Annotated in this window: 12 protein-coding genes and 1 tRNA gene; 10 read left to right on the forward strand and 3 right to left on the reverse strand. The window is 59.0% G+C overall.

The window, feature by feature from the left end:
* The first annotated feature begins 45 nt into the window (after positions 1 to 45).
* The 3 genes from JNE37_RS20590 to JNE37_RS20600 all read left to right on the forward strand — a co-directional run bounded on the left by JNE37_RS20590 (position 46) and on the right by JNE37_RS20600 (position 3885).
* On the forward strand, positions 46 to 342 hold the full coding sequence (locus tag JNE37_RS20590) for an ABC-three component system middle component 2 (RefSeq protein WP_343073223.1): 297 nt from the start codon (positions 46 to 48) through the stop codon (positions 340 to 342).
* On the forward strand, positions 335 to 2209 hold the full coding sequence (locus JNE37_RS20595; RefSeq protein WP_203064630.1) for a hypothetical protein: 1875 nt from the start codon (positions 335 to 337) through the stop codon (positions 2207 to 2209). The genes JNE37_RS20590 and JNE37_RS20595 overlap by 8 nt, the downstream gene beginning before the upstream one ends.
* A gap of 986 nt (positions 2210 to 3195) precedes the next feature.
* Complete coding sequence (locus tag JNE37_RS20600; RefSeq protein ID WP_203064631.1) at positions 3196 to 3885, forward strand: outer membrane protein; 690 nt, start codon at positions 3196 to 3198, stop codon at positions 3883 to 3885.
* A gap of 84 nt (positions 3886 to 3969) precedes the next feature.
* Here JNE37_RS20600 and JNE37_RS20605 read toward each other — a convergent pair whose 3' ends face one another.
* Positions 3970 to 4551 carry an SH3 domain-containing protein gene (locus JNE37_RS20605; protein WP_203064632.1) on the reverse strand — a complete coding sequence of 194 codons (582 nt, stop codon included), beginning with the start codon at positions 4549 to 4551 and terminating at the stop codon, positions 3970 to 3972.
* 140 nt (positions 4552 to 4691) lie between these two features.
* Between JNE37_RS20605 and JNE37_RS20610 the strand changes: the two genes are divergently transcribed.
* The 4 genes from JNE37_RS20610 (at position 4692) to JNE37_RS20625 (ending at position 7477) form a co-directional block, all read left to right on the forward strand.
* On the forward strand, positions 4692 to 4928 hold the full coding sequence (locus JNE37_RS20610; RefSeq protein WP_203064633.1) for a sunset domain-containing protein: 237 nt from the start codon (positions 4692 to 4694) through the stop codon (positions 4926 to 4928).
* Positions 4929 to 5772: 844 nt separating this feature from the next.
* A tRNA-Cys gene (locus JNE37_RS20615) sits at positions 5773 to 5847 on the forward strand.
* A 553-nt stretch (positions 5848 to 6400) separates the two neighbouring features.
* Complete coding sequence (locus JNE37_RS20620) at positions 6401 to 6982, forward strand: dienelactone hydrolase family protein (protein ID WP_203064634.1); 582 nt, start codon at positions 6401 to 6403, stop codon at positions 6980 to 6982.
* A gap of 315 nt (positions 6983 to 7297) precedes the next feature.
* A complete protein-coding gene (locus JNE37_RS20625; protein ID WP_203064635.1) occupies positions 7298 to 7477 on the forward strand; it encodes a hypothetical protein in 180 nt (59 codons plus the stop codon).
* 279 nt (positions 7478 to 7756) lie between these two features.
* Here JNE37_RS20625 and proP read toward each other — a convergent pair whose 3' ends face one another.
* Positions 7757 to 9280, reverse strand: coding sequence for a glycine betaine/L-proline transporter ProP (gene proP, locus JNE37_RS20630; protein WP_203064636.1), 1524 nt, complete (start codon positions 9278 to 9280; stop codon positions 7757 to 7759).
* Between the two features lie 289 nt (positions 9281 to 9569).
* On the opposite strand from proP, the gene JNE37_RS22890 reads away from it, so the two are divergent.
* A complete protein-coding gene (locus JNE37_RS22890; RefSeq protein WP_379125339.1) occupies positions 9570 to 9890 on the forward strand; it encodes a DUF982 domain-containing protein in 321 nt (106 codons plus the stop codon).
* A gap of 29 nt (positions 9891 to 9919) precedes the next feature.
* On the opposite strand, the gene JNE37_RS20640 is transcribed toward JNE37_RS22890, so the two are convergent.
* Positions 9920 to 10222, reverse strand: coding sequence for a hypothetical protein (locus tag JNE37_RS20640; RefSeq protein WP_203064638.1), 303 nt, complete (start codon positions 10220 to 10222; stop codon positions 9920 to 9922).
* A 313-nt stretch (positions 10223 to 10535) separates the two neighbouring features.
* Between JNE37_RS20640 and JNE37_RS20645 the strand changes: the two genes are divergently transcribed.
* Together JNE37_RS20645 and treZ are read left to right on the forward strand one after the other, a co-directional pair.
* Positions 10536 to 11501 (forward strand): TIGR03885 family FMN-dependent LLM class oxidoreductase, encoded by a 966-nt coding sequence (locus JNE37_RS20645; RefSeq protein ID WP_203064639.1) that lies wholly within the window; start codon positions 10536 to 10538, stop codon positions 11499 to 11501.
* Positions 11502 to 11710: 209 nt separating this feature from the next.
* The gene (treZ, locus tag JNE37_RS20650; RefSeq protein WP_203064640.1) at positions 11711 to 13489 is read left to right on the forward strand and encodes a malto-oligosyltrehalose trehalohydrolase; all 1779 of its coding nucleotides are present in this window, start codon (positions 11711 to 11713) and stop codon (positions 13487 to 13489) included.
* Positions 13490 to 13695 lie beyond the last annotated feature (206 nt).

Consider the following 13695-nt stretch of genomic DNA (forward strand, 5'->3'; position numbering starts at 1 on the left):
ACCGGCTTATCGTTGGTTCCCGTACACCCGCCGACCGGCTCCCGCGTGGGCGAGTACCATGTCCGGCGACGCGTGATACAGGACGGATTGAAGCTCATGCGCCGAGCCAGTCTTGTCGAAGTCGTGGAGGCGCCCGACGGCATCCGATTCGTCTCTGCCGACGATGCGCCCGCCTTCATCAAGCTGATGGGAACGGACTACAACCTGGATTTGTTCGCGCGATCCAAATGGGTCGCGGACCAATGGCGCGAGGCCGGCGAGAACTTCCTCGATCGGCTTCGCGCCAGTATCGAACGCTGGACCCTAGAGTTCCGCGAGGAAGGCGCACGATCGGATGTCTGAACAACTCCTTCCGATCGTGCGTCTCGAACATCTGACTTTCACCGGCGACGATGCCAAACCCGTGGGTATCGAGTTCGGCGGCGGATTGACCATACTCTATGGCGGGTCCAATGCGGGCAAATCCTACTCGCTGGCGGTGATCGACTTCATGTTGGGTGGTGACCGACCCGCCATCCTGGATCAGGGTTCCGAGTACACACGCATTCTTCTGGGGCTCGCGTTCGACAACGGCCGAGCCGTGACCCTGGAGAGAGCCCGCAAGGGCGGCGAGATCAAGCTTTACGAGGGCGTGGCCCCCGACGGAAATCTGGCCGGTCGCACCGGCACTGTCATTTCGCCCAAACATGGCAGCGGCAAAAACGGCAGTGTATCGGAGTTGATCCTCAACTATGTGGGCATCGACGGCGCCCGGGTGGCTTCCACCGAGGCGGCCCTGCTGGTCCCGTTTTCGCTACGGCATTTCATGCCTTACATCGCCATCGACGAAACGCGGATGTTCTCCGCCGAAAGCCCCACGGTTGTCAGCCCCAAAAACGGCCCTACCCTGAACAAGAACGTGTTTCGCTTCGTCCTGACCGGCCAGGACGATTCGGACGTGATCCAGGTCCCGAACGAAGCTGCGTTGAAGGCAAGCAACAACGGCAAGTTGGAACTGCTTGACGAGATGATCGGCGAACTCGATGCGTCGTTGGCGGTCGCCGACTTGGAAGCATTGGATGCCGCGATCGAGCGGCACAGCGAAAGGCGGGACGATTTCGGCACTGCGCTGGCGGCCATCCAACAACGGCTAGATACCGCCGCCCAGGAACGTCGGGCGCTTCTCGACACGCTTGACGGCGACCGTTCCAAGGTTGGACAGCTTTTGGCGATGAAGGCCCGCTTCCTGGAACTCAGAGACACGTACCAAACGGACATCCGACGTCTCGAAGCAATCGAAGAGGGCGGGTTTCTCTTGCAGCGCTTCGAGGATCAGCCCTGCCCGATGTGCGGCGCGAAGCCCGGCGACCAACACCTCCCGCACGAACTGGGCGACCTCGACCGACAGCACGCCGCCGCGCAGGCCGAGATCGGAAAAATCCGCAAGGACATGCGGGGTCTCGATGCCGCCTTGGCCGGCATCGAGACCGAACACGAAGCCCTTGAGCTGAGGATCGAGTTCACAAGCGGTCAAATACGCGAAAAAGACGTCGTCATCACCCATTTGAGGCCCGAGGAAGCAGCGGGTCGGACAGCCTATCAAACCGTTGCGGAACGACTGTCGCAGCTGGAAAATCTGTCGGATGTGAGAACGAGGCGGGCCGCACTGCAGGTCCGTCGTGACGCCATAGCGGACGCCAGGGTGGGGAGACAGAAGGCGGACGGGTTGATGATCGGGATCGACGGATCCACCGGACACAAATTCGCTCAGGTGGTCCAAGAAGTTCTGATCGCCTGGGAGTATCCCGGCGTCGAGGCTGTGACATGGGACCAGCAGCGCCAGGACATCGCGATCAACGGTCGCCCGCGGGGACAGAATGGCAAGGGCGTGAAGGCGGTTTTCCATTCGGCCTTTGCCATCGCTACTCTCATCTATTGCCGAACCAATCGACTGCCGCATCCCGGTTTCGTGATCCTGGACTCGCCACTCGTCACCTATCGAAAACCGATCCACTACAAGAAGCACGGCGAGCTCGCCGCCGACGAGCGTGCGGTAGCGCAGACGTCGTTGGACCGCGCGTTCTACAGGCACCTTGCGGGTTTGGGAGAACTGGGCCAGATCTACGTCATCGAGAACAATGATCCGCCACAAGGCCTTCCGCCGGATGTCAGGGTCATTCAGTTTTCCGGGGAGTCTGGCGAGGGTCGACAGGGGCTATTTCCGGCGTAGGAAGCAGCCCCGCCGTGGGTGGGCGGGCATCCTCAATTTTGCTGCCGCTGCTTCGGCACGACAAGACATAGCATCCCGATCGTCGCGCTCGGCTCGGGCAAGAACCTAGTTTGGCGGCTGCGGAGCCGACGCCTCGGATCGTAGTGCTCGCGCTTGTTCGCCGTAGCCGGTCAGCGCGTTAACCATCATGAGCGCCAGAATCCCAGCCGACCTAGGCTTGCACCCTTTCCTGTTGTGCCGTGCCAGAATCGGCCGGACACTTTTAGCACATGGGCGTCTTCATTCGATTCGAGATCGATATCGAAGGCCGGAACTAGAGGTAGCGACAATGGGATGGCAAGGGCAAATAATTTCGGCGAATCTGGCGGAGCAGAGCCACCAGTGCTTTGCGGAAGTCAAGGATGGCATTGCCGTCATCGAGCATTTGGGAGGTGAGAACGAAGTCCGTTTCTTCTATGTCCTTCACCTCCCTACTGGGATCGGAATTGGCTACTTGTTTTGCCAAACTTACGAGGTCAGGTCGATTGTGGATCAGATCGTGGGTTGGCAGGATTGGATGTCCGTTCGGTCGGGCGATGATATTCTACCGTCCACGCACGAAGCGATGGCCGAGTTCAGGAGGCGCTACGTCTTCTACAAAGCGCTACCTCCGGATCTTGAGCTCATTCAGGTTCGGGCGGAAGATCCTGACGCTCGCCGACGCAGCTAATCGAGGGGCTTAGCGAAGACATCCTGCGTCGGATCGGGCAGCGCTCCCTGCGTGGCGAAGCACTTCCTTCCATTGAAAGTAGGCTGGCCAATTCGGCCTCCTTTGAGTGTTGAAAGATGCGCGGCTCGAGTGACCGGAGGCAAAAATCTCGTATCGTTGAGGTGTCGATGCTGGCTCTGGCGCCAGCAGCATGGTTTACAAGTAGTTATTCAAGAATAGATAGACTCTTGCTTTAGATCGTGAGAGTGTTTTCAATATATTCTGATGGGGCTTAGTCATGAACAAACGTTACTTCGTTGCAGCCACTGCGGTGGCCGCTTTGGCGTCTTCTTCTGCTCTCGCCGCTGATTTCAGCGCACCGTACAGCGCGACACCGATCGCATATCAGGCGCCGACCGAATGGACCGGTTTTTATGCCGGCGTCTTCGCTGGCGTAGGCGGTGGCGATGTCGTCTTGACCGCGCCGGTACCGCCGACTATCGAGGCGAACTCCCGCGGCGGGCTTGCCGGCATCCAGGTCGGTGCCGACTACCAGTTCGACAAGTTCGTCGTGGGTGCAGTCGCCGATATCGCCGTGACCAATATCGAGGGGCGCTTCAGTATGGGTGGCGTTCCTGAGCTTTCGAGCAAGCTAGACTATCTCGGAACTCTTCGCGCTCGCGCCGGCTATCTCGCCACTGACAACCTACTCATTTACCTACATGGCGGCCTTGCCTACGGCCGCACCACCCCCACCTTCTCGGTCGCCGGCGTACCGCAGCCGGGCGTTCATAGCGTCGACCGCTGGGGCTATTCTGTTGGTGTAGGCGCTGAATATGCCGTCACCGATCAGATCACCCTTCAGACCGAGTACGCCTACACTGACCTCGGGAGCAAGACGATAAGCGATCCCGCCGTCTTCCCCGTTGCCCTGGATGAGAGCTTCAAGTTCCACACTCTCAAGGCGGGTGTGAACTTCCGCTTCTAAGGATCTGCGCTCTATCTAGATGGGGCCTCGGCTGTGCCCGAGGCCTCTTTTTTTATGCAATGAGCGCTCTCGCCAAAATGGCTTTCAAGGACAGGTCGTGACCTGATTTGAGCATGTTCGTGTCGCCCAACCGGTCAGTTGCGTGTCTATGAAAGTTCCCTCGACCTGCACCCAATCTCCCTGACAGGTGATAAGACGGGTGACCCCAAACGAATCCGCCCCCGCAACGCTGCCATACGCATCCTGGTAGAACAGATGAGCCACTACAGGGCTCTCCGCCCAAGGGGCGGCGTGCAAATCCGGATCATTGACGAGCAGGCTGAGCAACCGCCCGGAAACCCAACCTTCGCCCTCAAACACGACCTTGGGCTGTGTGTCCGTGTAGTCGTCCAGCACGGCCTTATCGATGCGGAACCAGCCATCCTGCGCCCCAATGATCGAGACCTTGGCCGGAAAATGATCGTCGTCCAGAGGGAGGCGGCCGATGACCGCCGCATCGCGGCTGGGCCCTGCCCGCACATTAAGCCCATTGGGATCAGGATCGTTTACCCAAGCCGAGATGGTGCAAACGGCAACCGCAGCGTCAGCGGCCATGGAAGTTGATGTCGCACTTGTCGCCAATGCCAAGCCCATCGCGACAATCGTGCAGAACAAAGAGCGTCCCATGGCATCCTCCAGTCGTATGTCATGCAGCCAATACCTTCATCTCCACGCAGGCAATAGGCATCACCCGGGTCATCAGCTGGAGCGGAATGGGATTTGCCAAAGCCTCAGATTAATGCTGCCTTGGCGCCGGGAGGCTCAACATGAACAATTTACTTCGGGTCGCAGCCGTTGCGGCTATTGCTATCGGCTCCGTCGACTTGGCCGCCGCTCGCGAATGCAACATCAAGGGCAATGTCAGCACGAAGGGTGAGCGCATCTACCACATGCCGGGGCAGAAATACTACGACGACACGGTTATTCAGTCGTCACATGGCGAACGGTGGTTCTGTTCAGAGGCGGAAGCCAGGGCCGCGGGGTGGCGCAGGTCGAAGGTTTGATCAAACCGGTCAACGGCGGCTGGTTCAAGTCCGAGTCGGGGCCCTCCCAACACTAGGCCCTAACGGACATTTTGGGGCGCCATCCCTTGTGCCTCGGCATAATGAATTCTCCCTGTCGTTATTGTGTACATCTGCTTGGTACTGCCCGTGCGAGGTTTCGAGCGTCCCTCCTCCCGCGGGCTCGACTTCACCGAAGGAGGAAGTTGCCGATGGTTCGAAACGACAGCCCGCCGCGCGACTATCGCCGCAGCAATTCTGGTTGCACTCTATTTGGCTACTCGGCACCATTAAGCGCGGCAACTTTCGAACTCTGCGTGCGTTAAGATGCGCCTACCTCAACAGGCGGGCGGCACGCGCACAGGTCTCTGCCCTCAAAGCCCCTGGCCTGGTCGAACCGCGTGCCGCCTTTTCTCCCGGCTGGGGCAACCGCCGGCTCGTAAGTAAGTTTCGAGAGAGCCACGTGCGCGCGTGGCCGTGACGCGCTCTTTGTTTCGAAGACGCTGAATAGGGGGCGCGTCACACCAACTCCTCCTGATTTCCCTGGGCCGCGACCGGCGTTGGTCGCGGCATTTTCTTTGCGCAACGGCAGGCGAGATGTATAACCTCCCTAAGCATCACATACTTGCAGCCGCTCATCTCCGTCGCGGCTGTTTTCTTAGGTAGCCCGGATGGACGGTAGCACTCCCCTTTGCGGCGCCGTAGATTTCCTATCGCTCAAACGAGCGCCAGTAGCGGCGAAGGCCCTCTCGTGCAACCCTGTGGCCTTTGCCGCTTCCTTCGACGGGGCGAAGCTCGGCTTTCGATTAATCGACGATTTACCCGCAGGTGCTCTTAAAGAGGCTATGGCCCTGTGGCGGAGAGTTACGCACGGGATTGCAAATCCCGGCACCCTTGGTTCGATCCCAAGGCAGGGCCTCCAATCTAGCTCTCGGTTACATCCAGAAGAGAAAAGCGTCGGTGTGCGTACGCTGGGCAGGAGTCTAGTTGATTGCCGGCAGCTACCATCATCGACCAGATCACGCAGCAGACGGAACACGCGTATATAGACCTTGCGAGTAAGACGATCCGCGGGGCCCGACGTCTTCCCGTCGCCTTGGATGAGAGCTTCAAATTCCGTACCCTCAAGGCGGGTGTAAACTTCCGCCTATAAAGATTTGTGTTTATCCGGGGATCTCGGTCGTGTCCGGGGGCGTTTTTATGTCCTTGGCGCTCACACCAAAAATGACTTTCAGAGAACGTACTGTAAGCACTGTTCTGGTCCGATCTTCCGGTGGCAATTTCCAGTCCCAAACCTACAAGGCAATCGAACGCATCGTCGATGGCCTGAGAGCGCTGCCATTCGAAGTCAAATATTGACGATCGTCACCGAGGTCGCCGACGCTCTTCTGTAACGTGTCCACACTCTTCCCGGTGAGGCGATGACGCTGTAGGTTGCCCGAGCGTGCGCCCGACCAACCACCCGGAGGCTCTATATGGCCGAGGTCTTGTTGTTCCATCACGCGCAGGGGCTGACCCCGGGTGTGCGCGCGTTTGCCGACGACTTGCGGACCGCCGGTCACCTCGTGCACACGCCGGATCTGTTCGACGGACGCACGTTCCAGAGCATTGATGAGGGGCTCGCCTATATCGGTGAGATCGGATTTGACGACATGCGGGAGCGCGGCGTCCGCGTTGCCGACGACCTGCCTGCCGGGCTCCTCTATGCCGGGTTCTCGTTCGGTGTGCTGCCGGCGCAGAAGCTGGCACAGACACGGCCCGGAGCCCGCGGAGCCCTATTCTTCTACTCTTGTCTGCCGATTGGTGGCGAGTGGGCCTTCGGACCTTGGCCAGACGGCGTCGCGGTTCAGATTCATGGTATGGACAACGACCCGATCTTCGTCGGTGAGAGCGACATCGACGCGGCCCGCGAGATCGTGGAGAAGGTCGAGGACGCAGAGCTTTTCCTCTACTCCGGCGATCAACACTACTTCGCCGACAGCTCGCTCCCGTCCTTTGACGCGGATGCAACCGCACTACTTACCATCCGGGTGCTTGAGTTCCTGGATCGCGTCTGACGCGGGATCGTGGCCGGGCGCAACCTTCACTCGGCTTGTAAGTTGACGTGCCGCCTACTTTGAAAGCAGGCGGGCGGCGCACGTTTCAGGTCCACCGGTCCAAGCCCTGGCCTGGTTGAACAGCGTGCGTCGCCGATTTCTCCCTGAGGTCCTACTGGACTGCGCCACACCGGAGTTTGCGCGGCGCTTTTTCACGGTGGTCTCACCTTTCCGTCAAGCACCTCATTCGTGATCGAAAAGCTCGGAACGATGGTCCGCGGCCTTGGTTGGTGGGTCGCTGACGTTATCCTGTCAGTGATAACCAAGGAAAGTACGATGCCTAACGATAGCAACCGTGGCGGGAGCCACGAACAGCACGTTCGCGCCGGCCAGCAGAGCCGCAAGAACGACGATACCAGGCAGGCTGCCGGCCGCGACAATGACAGCACGCGCGGCGGCACGCATGAGCAGCATGTGAAGGCGGGGCAGCAGAGCCACAAGAATGACCGCCAATAGCTGCCGAACTCGACCGGGGAGAGTGCCCTCCCCGGTCACCTTCAAATATGTCTGCGATTTCTGAGCTCTTGCCCGCGATGGTGGGTCCCAAGCTTCCTAGGGCTTGTCAACGAGTAGAGCGGGTTTCGGATTTATGGCAGCTGCGGAATTGGCTCACGCCCTGAAGAAAGCTGGCCCCGGTAGGAAGTCCGTCGTACAGCCCGCGAATGGAAGACGGCAGTGTCACGAAGACCATGCACCGGACGGGCTTGTTCCGTGCAAGCCGGCTAACTATGAAGCTCAGTCGATGTGGGGATGCCGGTCAGCCAGTTTCTGTCGGCGCTCTGAGAGTTCGGCTATCTTTTGCTCGAGTGCGAGGATTTCTGTATCGATATCTTCGACACGCTCCTCGATCGTATCGTAGGCTTCCTGCAGCAGCACTTTCGCCTCCGCCTCGCTCGACGCATTCGGCGTGTCGCCCCGCAACGGCCGGTTGGCGGTCTCGGGCAGAAACAAGCTTGTAGCGACTCCGATAATCGCTGCGACCATCAGATAATAGGCCGGCATCAACAGATTACCTGTGCTTGCGACCAGCCACGCGGCAAGGGTTGGGGTGAGACCGGCTACGATAATGGCAATGTTGAATGAGCTCGCCAGAGCGCTGTAGCGGATGCGGGCCGGGAAGAGCGCCGGCAAAGTGGCTGCCATCACCCCGATCATGCAATTGAGCGCCACTGCCAGGAACAACAACCCAAGAAAGATCAGCGCTGGACGATCGCTGATGATCATCAGGAAGGCAGGCACGGCGACCACGAAGAGGCCGACGCTGCCAACCAGAATGAAGGGTCGGCGACCAATCCGATCGCTGGTCAGGCCAATCAACGGTTGAACGAAAAGCATACCGATCATCACTGCGATGATGATCATCACGCCATGGCTCTCTTCGTAGCCAAGGCTGCTCGACAGGTAGGTGGGCATATAAGTGAGGAGCATGTAGTAGGTGATGTTCGTCACCAGTACTAAGCCAATGCAGACCAGTAGCGCCTTGCGGTATTTCGTGAATATCTCGGCGAACGGCACTGCCGGACGATCTTGCAGCGCTGACTTGTCTTCCTGTTCCAGACGCTCCAGTTGTTGCGTGAAAGCCGGTGTTTCCTCGGCCGCATGGCGAAGATAGAGCCCGATCAGACCGAGCGGCGCGGCAACGAGAAATGGCAGGCGCCAACCCCAGCTCAGAAAATCCGCCTCGGTCAACACGGTCTGTAGCAACACCACGAAACCGGCGCCGAGAACGAAGCCGGCTATGGAGCCGAAATCGAGCCAGCTTCCGAGCATCCCTCGCCGACGATCAGGAGCATACTCGGCCACGAAGATCGCCGCGCCGGTGTATTCCCCGCCCACCGAGAAGCCCTGCGCAAGTTTGCAGACCAGCAACAGGATGGGAGCGAGCACGCCGATGGTGTCATAGCCAGGGATCAAACCAATGCAGAATGTGCTGGCTGCCATGATGACGATGGTGAGCGAGAGCACTTTCTGGCGACCGAAACGGTCCCCCATTACGCCGAAAAACAACCCACCCACCGGGCGCACCAGAAACGGCACCGAAAATGTCGCCAGCGCCGCAATTGTCTGGGTGGCAGGCGAGGCATCCGGAAAAAAGACCTTGCCCAGCGCGAAGGCGACGAAGCCATAAACGCCAAAGTCGAACCACTCCATGGTGTTGCCAAGAGCGGCAGCGGTAACAGCCTTCTTCAGCTTCGACTGATCGACCACCGTAATATCAGCGATGGTGAGGGGCCCGTTAGGAGCGCCTGGATCAGTCATGACAGCACCTCATGGCGTCGGCGGCTTCAGCAGGAAGCCTAACGCCTCCAATTCGACCGAGCTACCCCAAATGCGTCTCTGCTCGGATTGGCGTCGCGAGGAGCGGTGAAGCTTAAAGGACCTGCAAGCCCACGTCAGGTTAGTCGAGGTCGTGTCTATGAAGACGGCGCGTGAACTGGTGGTCGAGAACCTGATAGCGCGGGACCGCCCCCTTGAATCGATCTCTCCCCTGAAACATGTAATTGGAGCGGCTATGCCGCATCGCTTGTTCAGACTATCGGAGGAAGTGATGGGACATCGACCCTTTTCCAAACCGGTCTACCTTCGGCTCCATGAAACCGGGAACTACGTGGCCTGGAGCGCATGGGAAGCGCTCGAGTATCTGGAACGCTACTGGGATAGGCCCAAGGCGAAGCACTATCGGCGTGCGCGGAAATTGTGCCAGAACGCTATCGATGGTTGGGTCTCTGCCGACAAGGCGCGAGAAGCGCTGGTTGATGCAGCTCGCAGAGCCGGGCTCCTGATGGCGGGCAAACGGACGTCCCGGGGCAATAGCAATGTTGTCTTCCGGTCGATACCACAGCCCGAAGAAACGCGAGACACTGCTTAAGGGAACGGCCCCTGAAGGGGCCGTTCTTGTTATTCGGCGACAAGAGGCTCCATCACGGCGATCAGCCGGGCCAAGCGTCCGCGCAACGCAATCCATTCCTGGATAATGGCACGTTTGCGGGCGTCCGCATGCTCGTCGCCCCGGAGAGCGAGCAACTCGGCGTCGATCAAGTCGAGCGAGCATTGCATTTCGCCCAGCGTGAGAGGATCGCCTCGTCCTGATTTGGTGGCATGGTCTACGTCGCGCTCAAATCGCGCGATGTCCGGCCTCCAATCGAACAATGGGACAAACTGGTCGGCCGCCGTAACAGATTTGCTTTGCTGTAAGTTCATTGAGTTCACCGATTCACGAAACGTCAAACGCTAAGGGATCAGCGCCGGCGAAAGTCCGGCATAGGTGAGCTAGGGAGCAAACGATGGCCTTTCAAGGCGGTCATTGATCTGAAATGAGGCAATGAGCCAGATGCAACTCCTCCCTGTAGAACCGACGTCACGCTAGGGAGGCACGGGTCGCGATGCGTTGTTCAAGCCTGCAAAGCGCAGCGCCCCATCGCTTCTCGCAAAGTCCCGCGGCATCATTGCGACCTGGAACCAAGCACGCCGACGCGGGTTTGCAAGACGAATATGATGAGGTCCGCCCCGTCGAATGTCGAAGTTGAAAATCGGCTACCACGCATCGCACGAGCAGTTCTCCCCCCAAGACCTGCTCAAGCTAGTACAACTCGCGCAATCGGCAGGTTTCGACTGTGCCAAATGCTCCGACCATTTCCATCCCTGGAGTGAGCGGCAGGGACAGTCCGGGGCGGCGTGGCCGTGGCTCGGTGCGGCGTTACAGGCCACCGTATTGCCTTTCGGTGTGGTAACAGCACCTGGCTATAGATACCATCCCGCCATTATTGCCCAATTCATCGCCACGTTGACGAGCCTCTTCGAGAGCCGTCTCTGGGTTGCCCTGGGAAGCGGCGAGGCCCTGAACGAAGCAATCACCGGCGAGGCATGGCCGGAAAAGACCGAGCGCAACGCTCGCCTTCTTGAGTGTTTCACCATTATTCGCGCCCTCCTCCAAGGCGAAACCATAAGCTTTTACGGTCGCGTGACTGTGGTCGAAGCGAAGCTATATAGTCGCCCATCTTCCTTGCCCGCCCTCTACGGCGCCGCGCTAACGGCAGAAACGGCTGCATTCCTCGCTCCCAATTGCGATGGCTTATTGACAGCCGGTCGGTCCGTGGAGAGCATTGCAGATACGATCCGAGCCTTCCGCGATGCCGGCGGAGCCGGCAAGCCGGTCATCATTCAAAGTGCGCACTGCTGGGCGCCTACCCTTACCGAAGCAACTAACGAGGCGGTCCATCAATGGGGTGCCTGCGCCATCGGAGGTGGCATATTGCAGGATCTGCGCCGGCCGGCAGACTTCGATAGGATTGCGGCCTCCGTCTCCGTCGAGCAGGTAGCCAGGGCAGTCGTCGTGTCCCACGATCTCTCCGAGCACACGGACCATTTAAGAGCCGTGGCTGCACTCGAACCGGCGGAAATCCACATCCACCCCGTCGGTCGCAATCAGAGGTCCTTCATTGAGGCCTTCGGGCATCAAGTGCTTCCCGAGCTGCGATAACTTCGATGGTGAGCAACCGGTCGCCGCCTAGTGAAGTTCACCCTCGACATCACGACGGAGATCCGCTGAAAAATGCACTAGGCGCATGACGGGCCGCCAAGCTCGCGCCGCTCGCATCACAGCACTTTCCTTAACTAGCCCACCAAACCGGCGATCGTTCAGTCATGTCCGCTTCCCTAACGCCCCCTCCTCTCACCTATGAACAGACGATGAAATTCGGAACGCAGATCACCCGGGATGGCGTACGGTTCCGGTTATGGGCCCCCCAATGCGAAAGCGTCTCATTGAGATTGATCGAAAGTCAGAAAACAACGCGGATGACCGCCCTACCCCGCGGATGGTTCGAAGTCTCAATCGTGGGCATAGGGGATGGAGCGAAGTATCTATTCGTCATGGAAGACCGCAGCATGGTCCCAGACCCCGCTTCTCGTTTCCAGCCCCAGGACGTGGATGGCGCGAGCCAGGTGATCGACCCGCGCACGTTCGAATGGACCGATCGAGGATGGCCGGGCCGCCCGTGGGAAGAGGCCATCATTTATGAAATCCACATCGGCTGCTTTACGGAAGAAGGCACCTTCCGAGCGGCAATCGACAAGCTCGATCATCTGATCGAGCTAGGCGTCACGATGATCGAGCTGATGCCTATTGCCGACTTTAAGGGGCGCTGGAACTGGGGATACGATGGTTCCCTGCTTTTCGCACCCGATTCGAGTTATGGGCGTCCGGAAGACCTCAAGGCCTTGATCAACGCCGCACATATCCGCGGTATCTCTGTGATATTGGACGTAGTTTACAACCATTTCGGCCCCCAAGGAAACTATCTGGGCATCTATGCCCCTGCCTTTAGTCCGAAACACGAAACACCGTGGGGATCGGCCGTGAATTTCGACGACGACGGTGCGAGCATGGTCCGCGAATTCATCTATGCCAACGCCAGGTACTGGCTGAACGAATACCGCTTCGACGGACTTAGATTCGATGCCATCCACGAAATCAAGGATGATGGACCGAAGCATGTACTCCAGGACTTGGCTGAACAGATCAGAGCATCAACAGACGGACGACATATCCATTTGGTGGCCGAGAATTCGGCCAATCAGGCGGGCTGGCTTAAGCGGAAGGAAGACGGGACGCCGTGGCTTTACACCGCGCAATGGGCCAATGACATCCATCATTGCCTCCACACGGCCGCCACCGGGGAGTCGTTTCTGTACTACGCAGACTATGTCGGTCGTCGAGATTTGCTGGCCCGCTCACTCGCCGAGGGGTTAGCGTGGCAGGGTGAGTATATGAAACACGAGCAGGAGACGAAGGGAGAATCCAGTTCCTTCCTACCTGCGACCGCGTTCGTCTCATTCCTTCAGGACCACGACGAGATCGGCAACAGGCCAGGCGGTGAGCGCATTCATCTGCTGGCCAACGAACAGGCATGCCGCACGATGACGGCGATCGTCCTTTTATCTCCGCAAATCCCCTTATTGTTCATGGGTGAGGAATGGGCAGCCGACCAGCCCTTCCTCTTTTTCAGTGACATGGCGGATCTGGCAGAGGAAATTCGGCAGCAACGTCGCGAGCAATTGCGGTCCCTTCCCAACTACGATCGCATGACCGACCCTATGAGCCAGCAGGCGTTCGCCAAGTCGAAGCTGGACTGGGGGGCGCTTTCAAAAGACGGACACCGCAGGTATCTGTCCCTTTACCGCCGTCTCATTGGCATCAGAGCAGAGCAAATCGCCCCTCGGCTCGGCGGTATGCGAGGCAACAGCGGAAGCTACGAGCTCCTTGGCAGCCATGGCGTGAAGGTGTCGTGGATACTCGGGGACAAATCGACCCTGTCGCTTTTTGCCAACCTATCGGATGGGCCTCTCGATGACGTCAACGTCTGGTCCGGCGATCACCTTTGGCTCGAAGGGGTCGCCTCCGGAGATAGCTTGGCCGCCTGGAGTGCCGTCTTTACCTTGCGATCACTTCAGGATCGAACGGATTAACTTGCCGGTTCGGCGGGCTGTGCCATCCGATCGAAGTTGCATTGTTGAGAAATCCTGTCAGCCGCTATCGCCTGACGCGTTCCATAACCGAAATGCTCCCCTGTCACTTGGTCGTTGTCAACGACAATGAGTTACGGCACCGGGGAACCGAATTCCTCCCATGCATCCCGTGCCGGGCCTCCTGACCTCCCTGTCAGTGAGCCCTC

The sequence above is a fragment of the Paradevosia shaoguanensis genome, assembly GCF_016801025.1.
In the GTDB taxonomy this organism is placed as follows: Bacteria; Pseudomonadota; Alphaproteobacteria; order Rhizobiales; family Devosiaceae; genus Paradevosia; species Paradevosia shaoguanensis.

Excerpts from the sequence above, each read along its gene's own strand:
- JNE37_RS20595 (WP_203064630.1), top strand. The coding sequence starts at position 335 with ATGTCTGAACAACTCCTTCCGATCGTGCGTCTCGAACATCTGACTTTC.
- JNE37_RS20600 (WP_203064631.1), top strand. The coding sequence starts at position 3,196 with ATGAACAAACGTTACTTCGTTGCAGCCACTGCGGTGGCCGCTTTGGCG.
- JNE37_RS20605 (WP_203064632.1), bottom strand. The coding sequence starts at position 4,551 with ATGGGACGCTCTTTGTTCTGCACGATTGTCGCGATGGGCTTGGCATTG.
- JNE37_RS20610 (WP_203064633.1), top strand. The coding sequence starts at position 4,692 with ATGAACAATTTACTTCGGGTCGCAGCCGTTGCGGCTATTGCTATCGGC.
- JNE37_RS20620 (WP_203064634.1), top strand. The coding sequence starts at position 6,401 with ATGGCCGAGGTCTTGTTGTTCCATCACGCGCAGGGGCTGACCCCGGGT.
- JNE37_RS20625 (WP_203064635.1), top strand. The coding sequence starts at position 7,298 with ATGCCTAACGATAGCAACCGTGGCGGGAGCCACGAACAGCACGTTCGC.
- proP (WP_203064636.1), bottom strand. The coding sequence starts at position 9,280 with ATGACTGATCCAGGCGCTCCTAACGGGCCCCTCACCATCGCTGATATT.
- JNE37_RS22890 (WP_379125339.1), top strand. The coding sequence starts at position 9,570 with ATGGGACATCGACCCTTTTCCAAACCGGTCTACCTTCGGCTCCATGAA.
- JNE37_RS20640 (WP_203064638.1), bottom strand. The coding sequence starts at position 10,222 with ATGAACTTACAGCAAAGCAAATCTGTTACGGCGGCCGACCAGTTTGTC.
- JNE37_RS20645 (WP_203064639.1), top strand. The coding sequence starts at position 10,536 with ATGTCGAAGTTGAAAATCGGCTACCACGCATCGCACGAGCAGTTCTCC.
- treZ (WP_203064640.1), top strand. The coding sequence starts at position 11,711 with ATGAAATTCGGAACGCAGATCACCCGGGATGGCGTACGGTTCCGGTTA.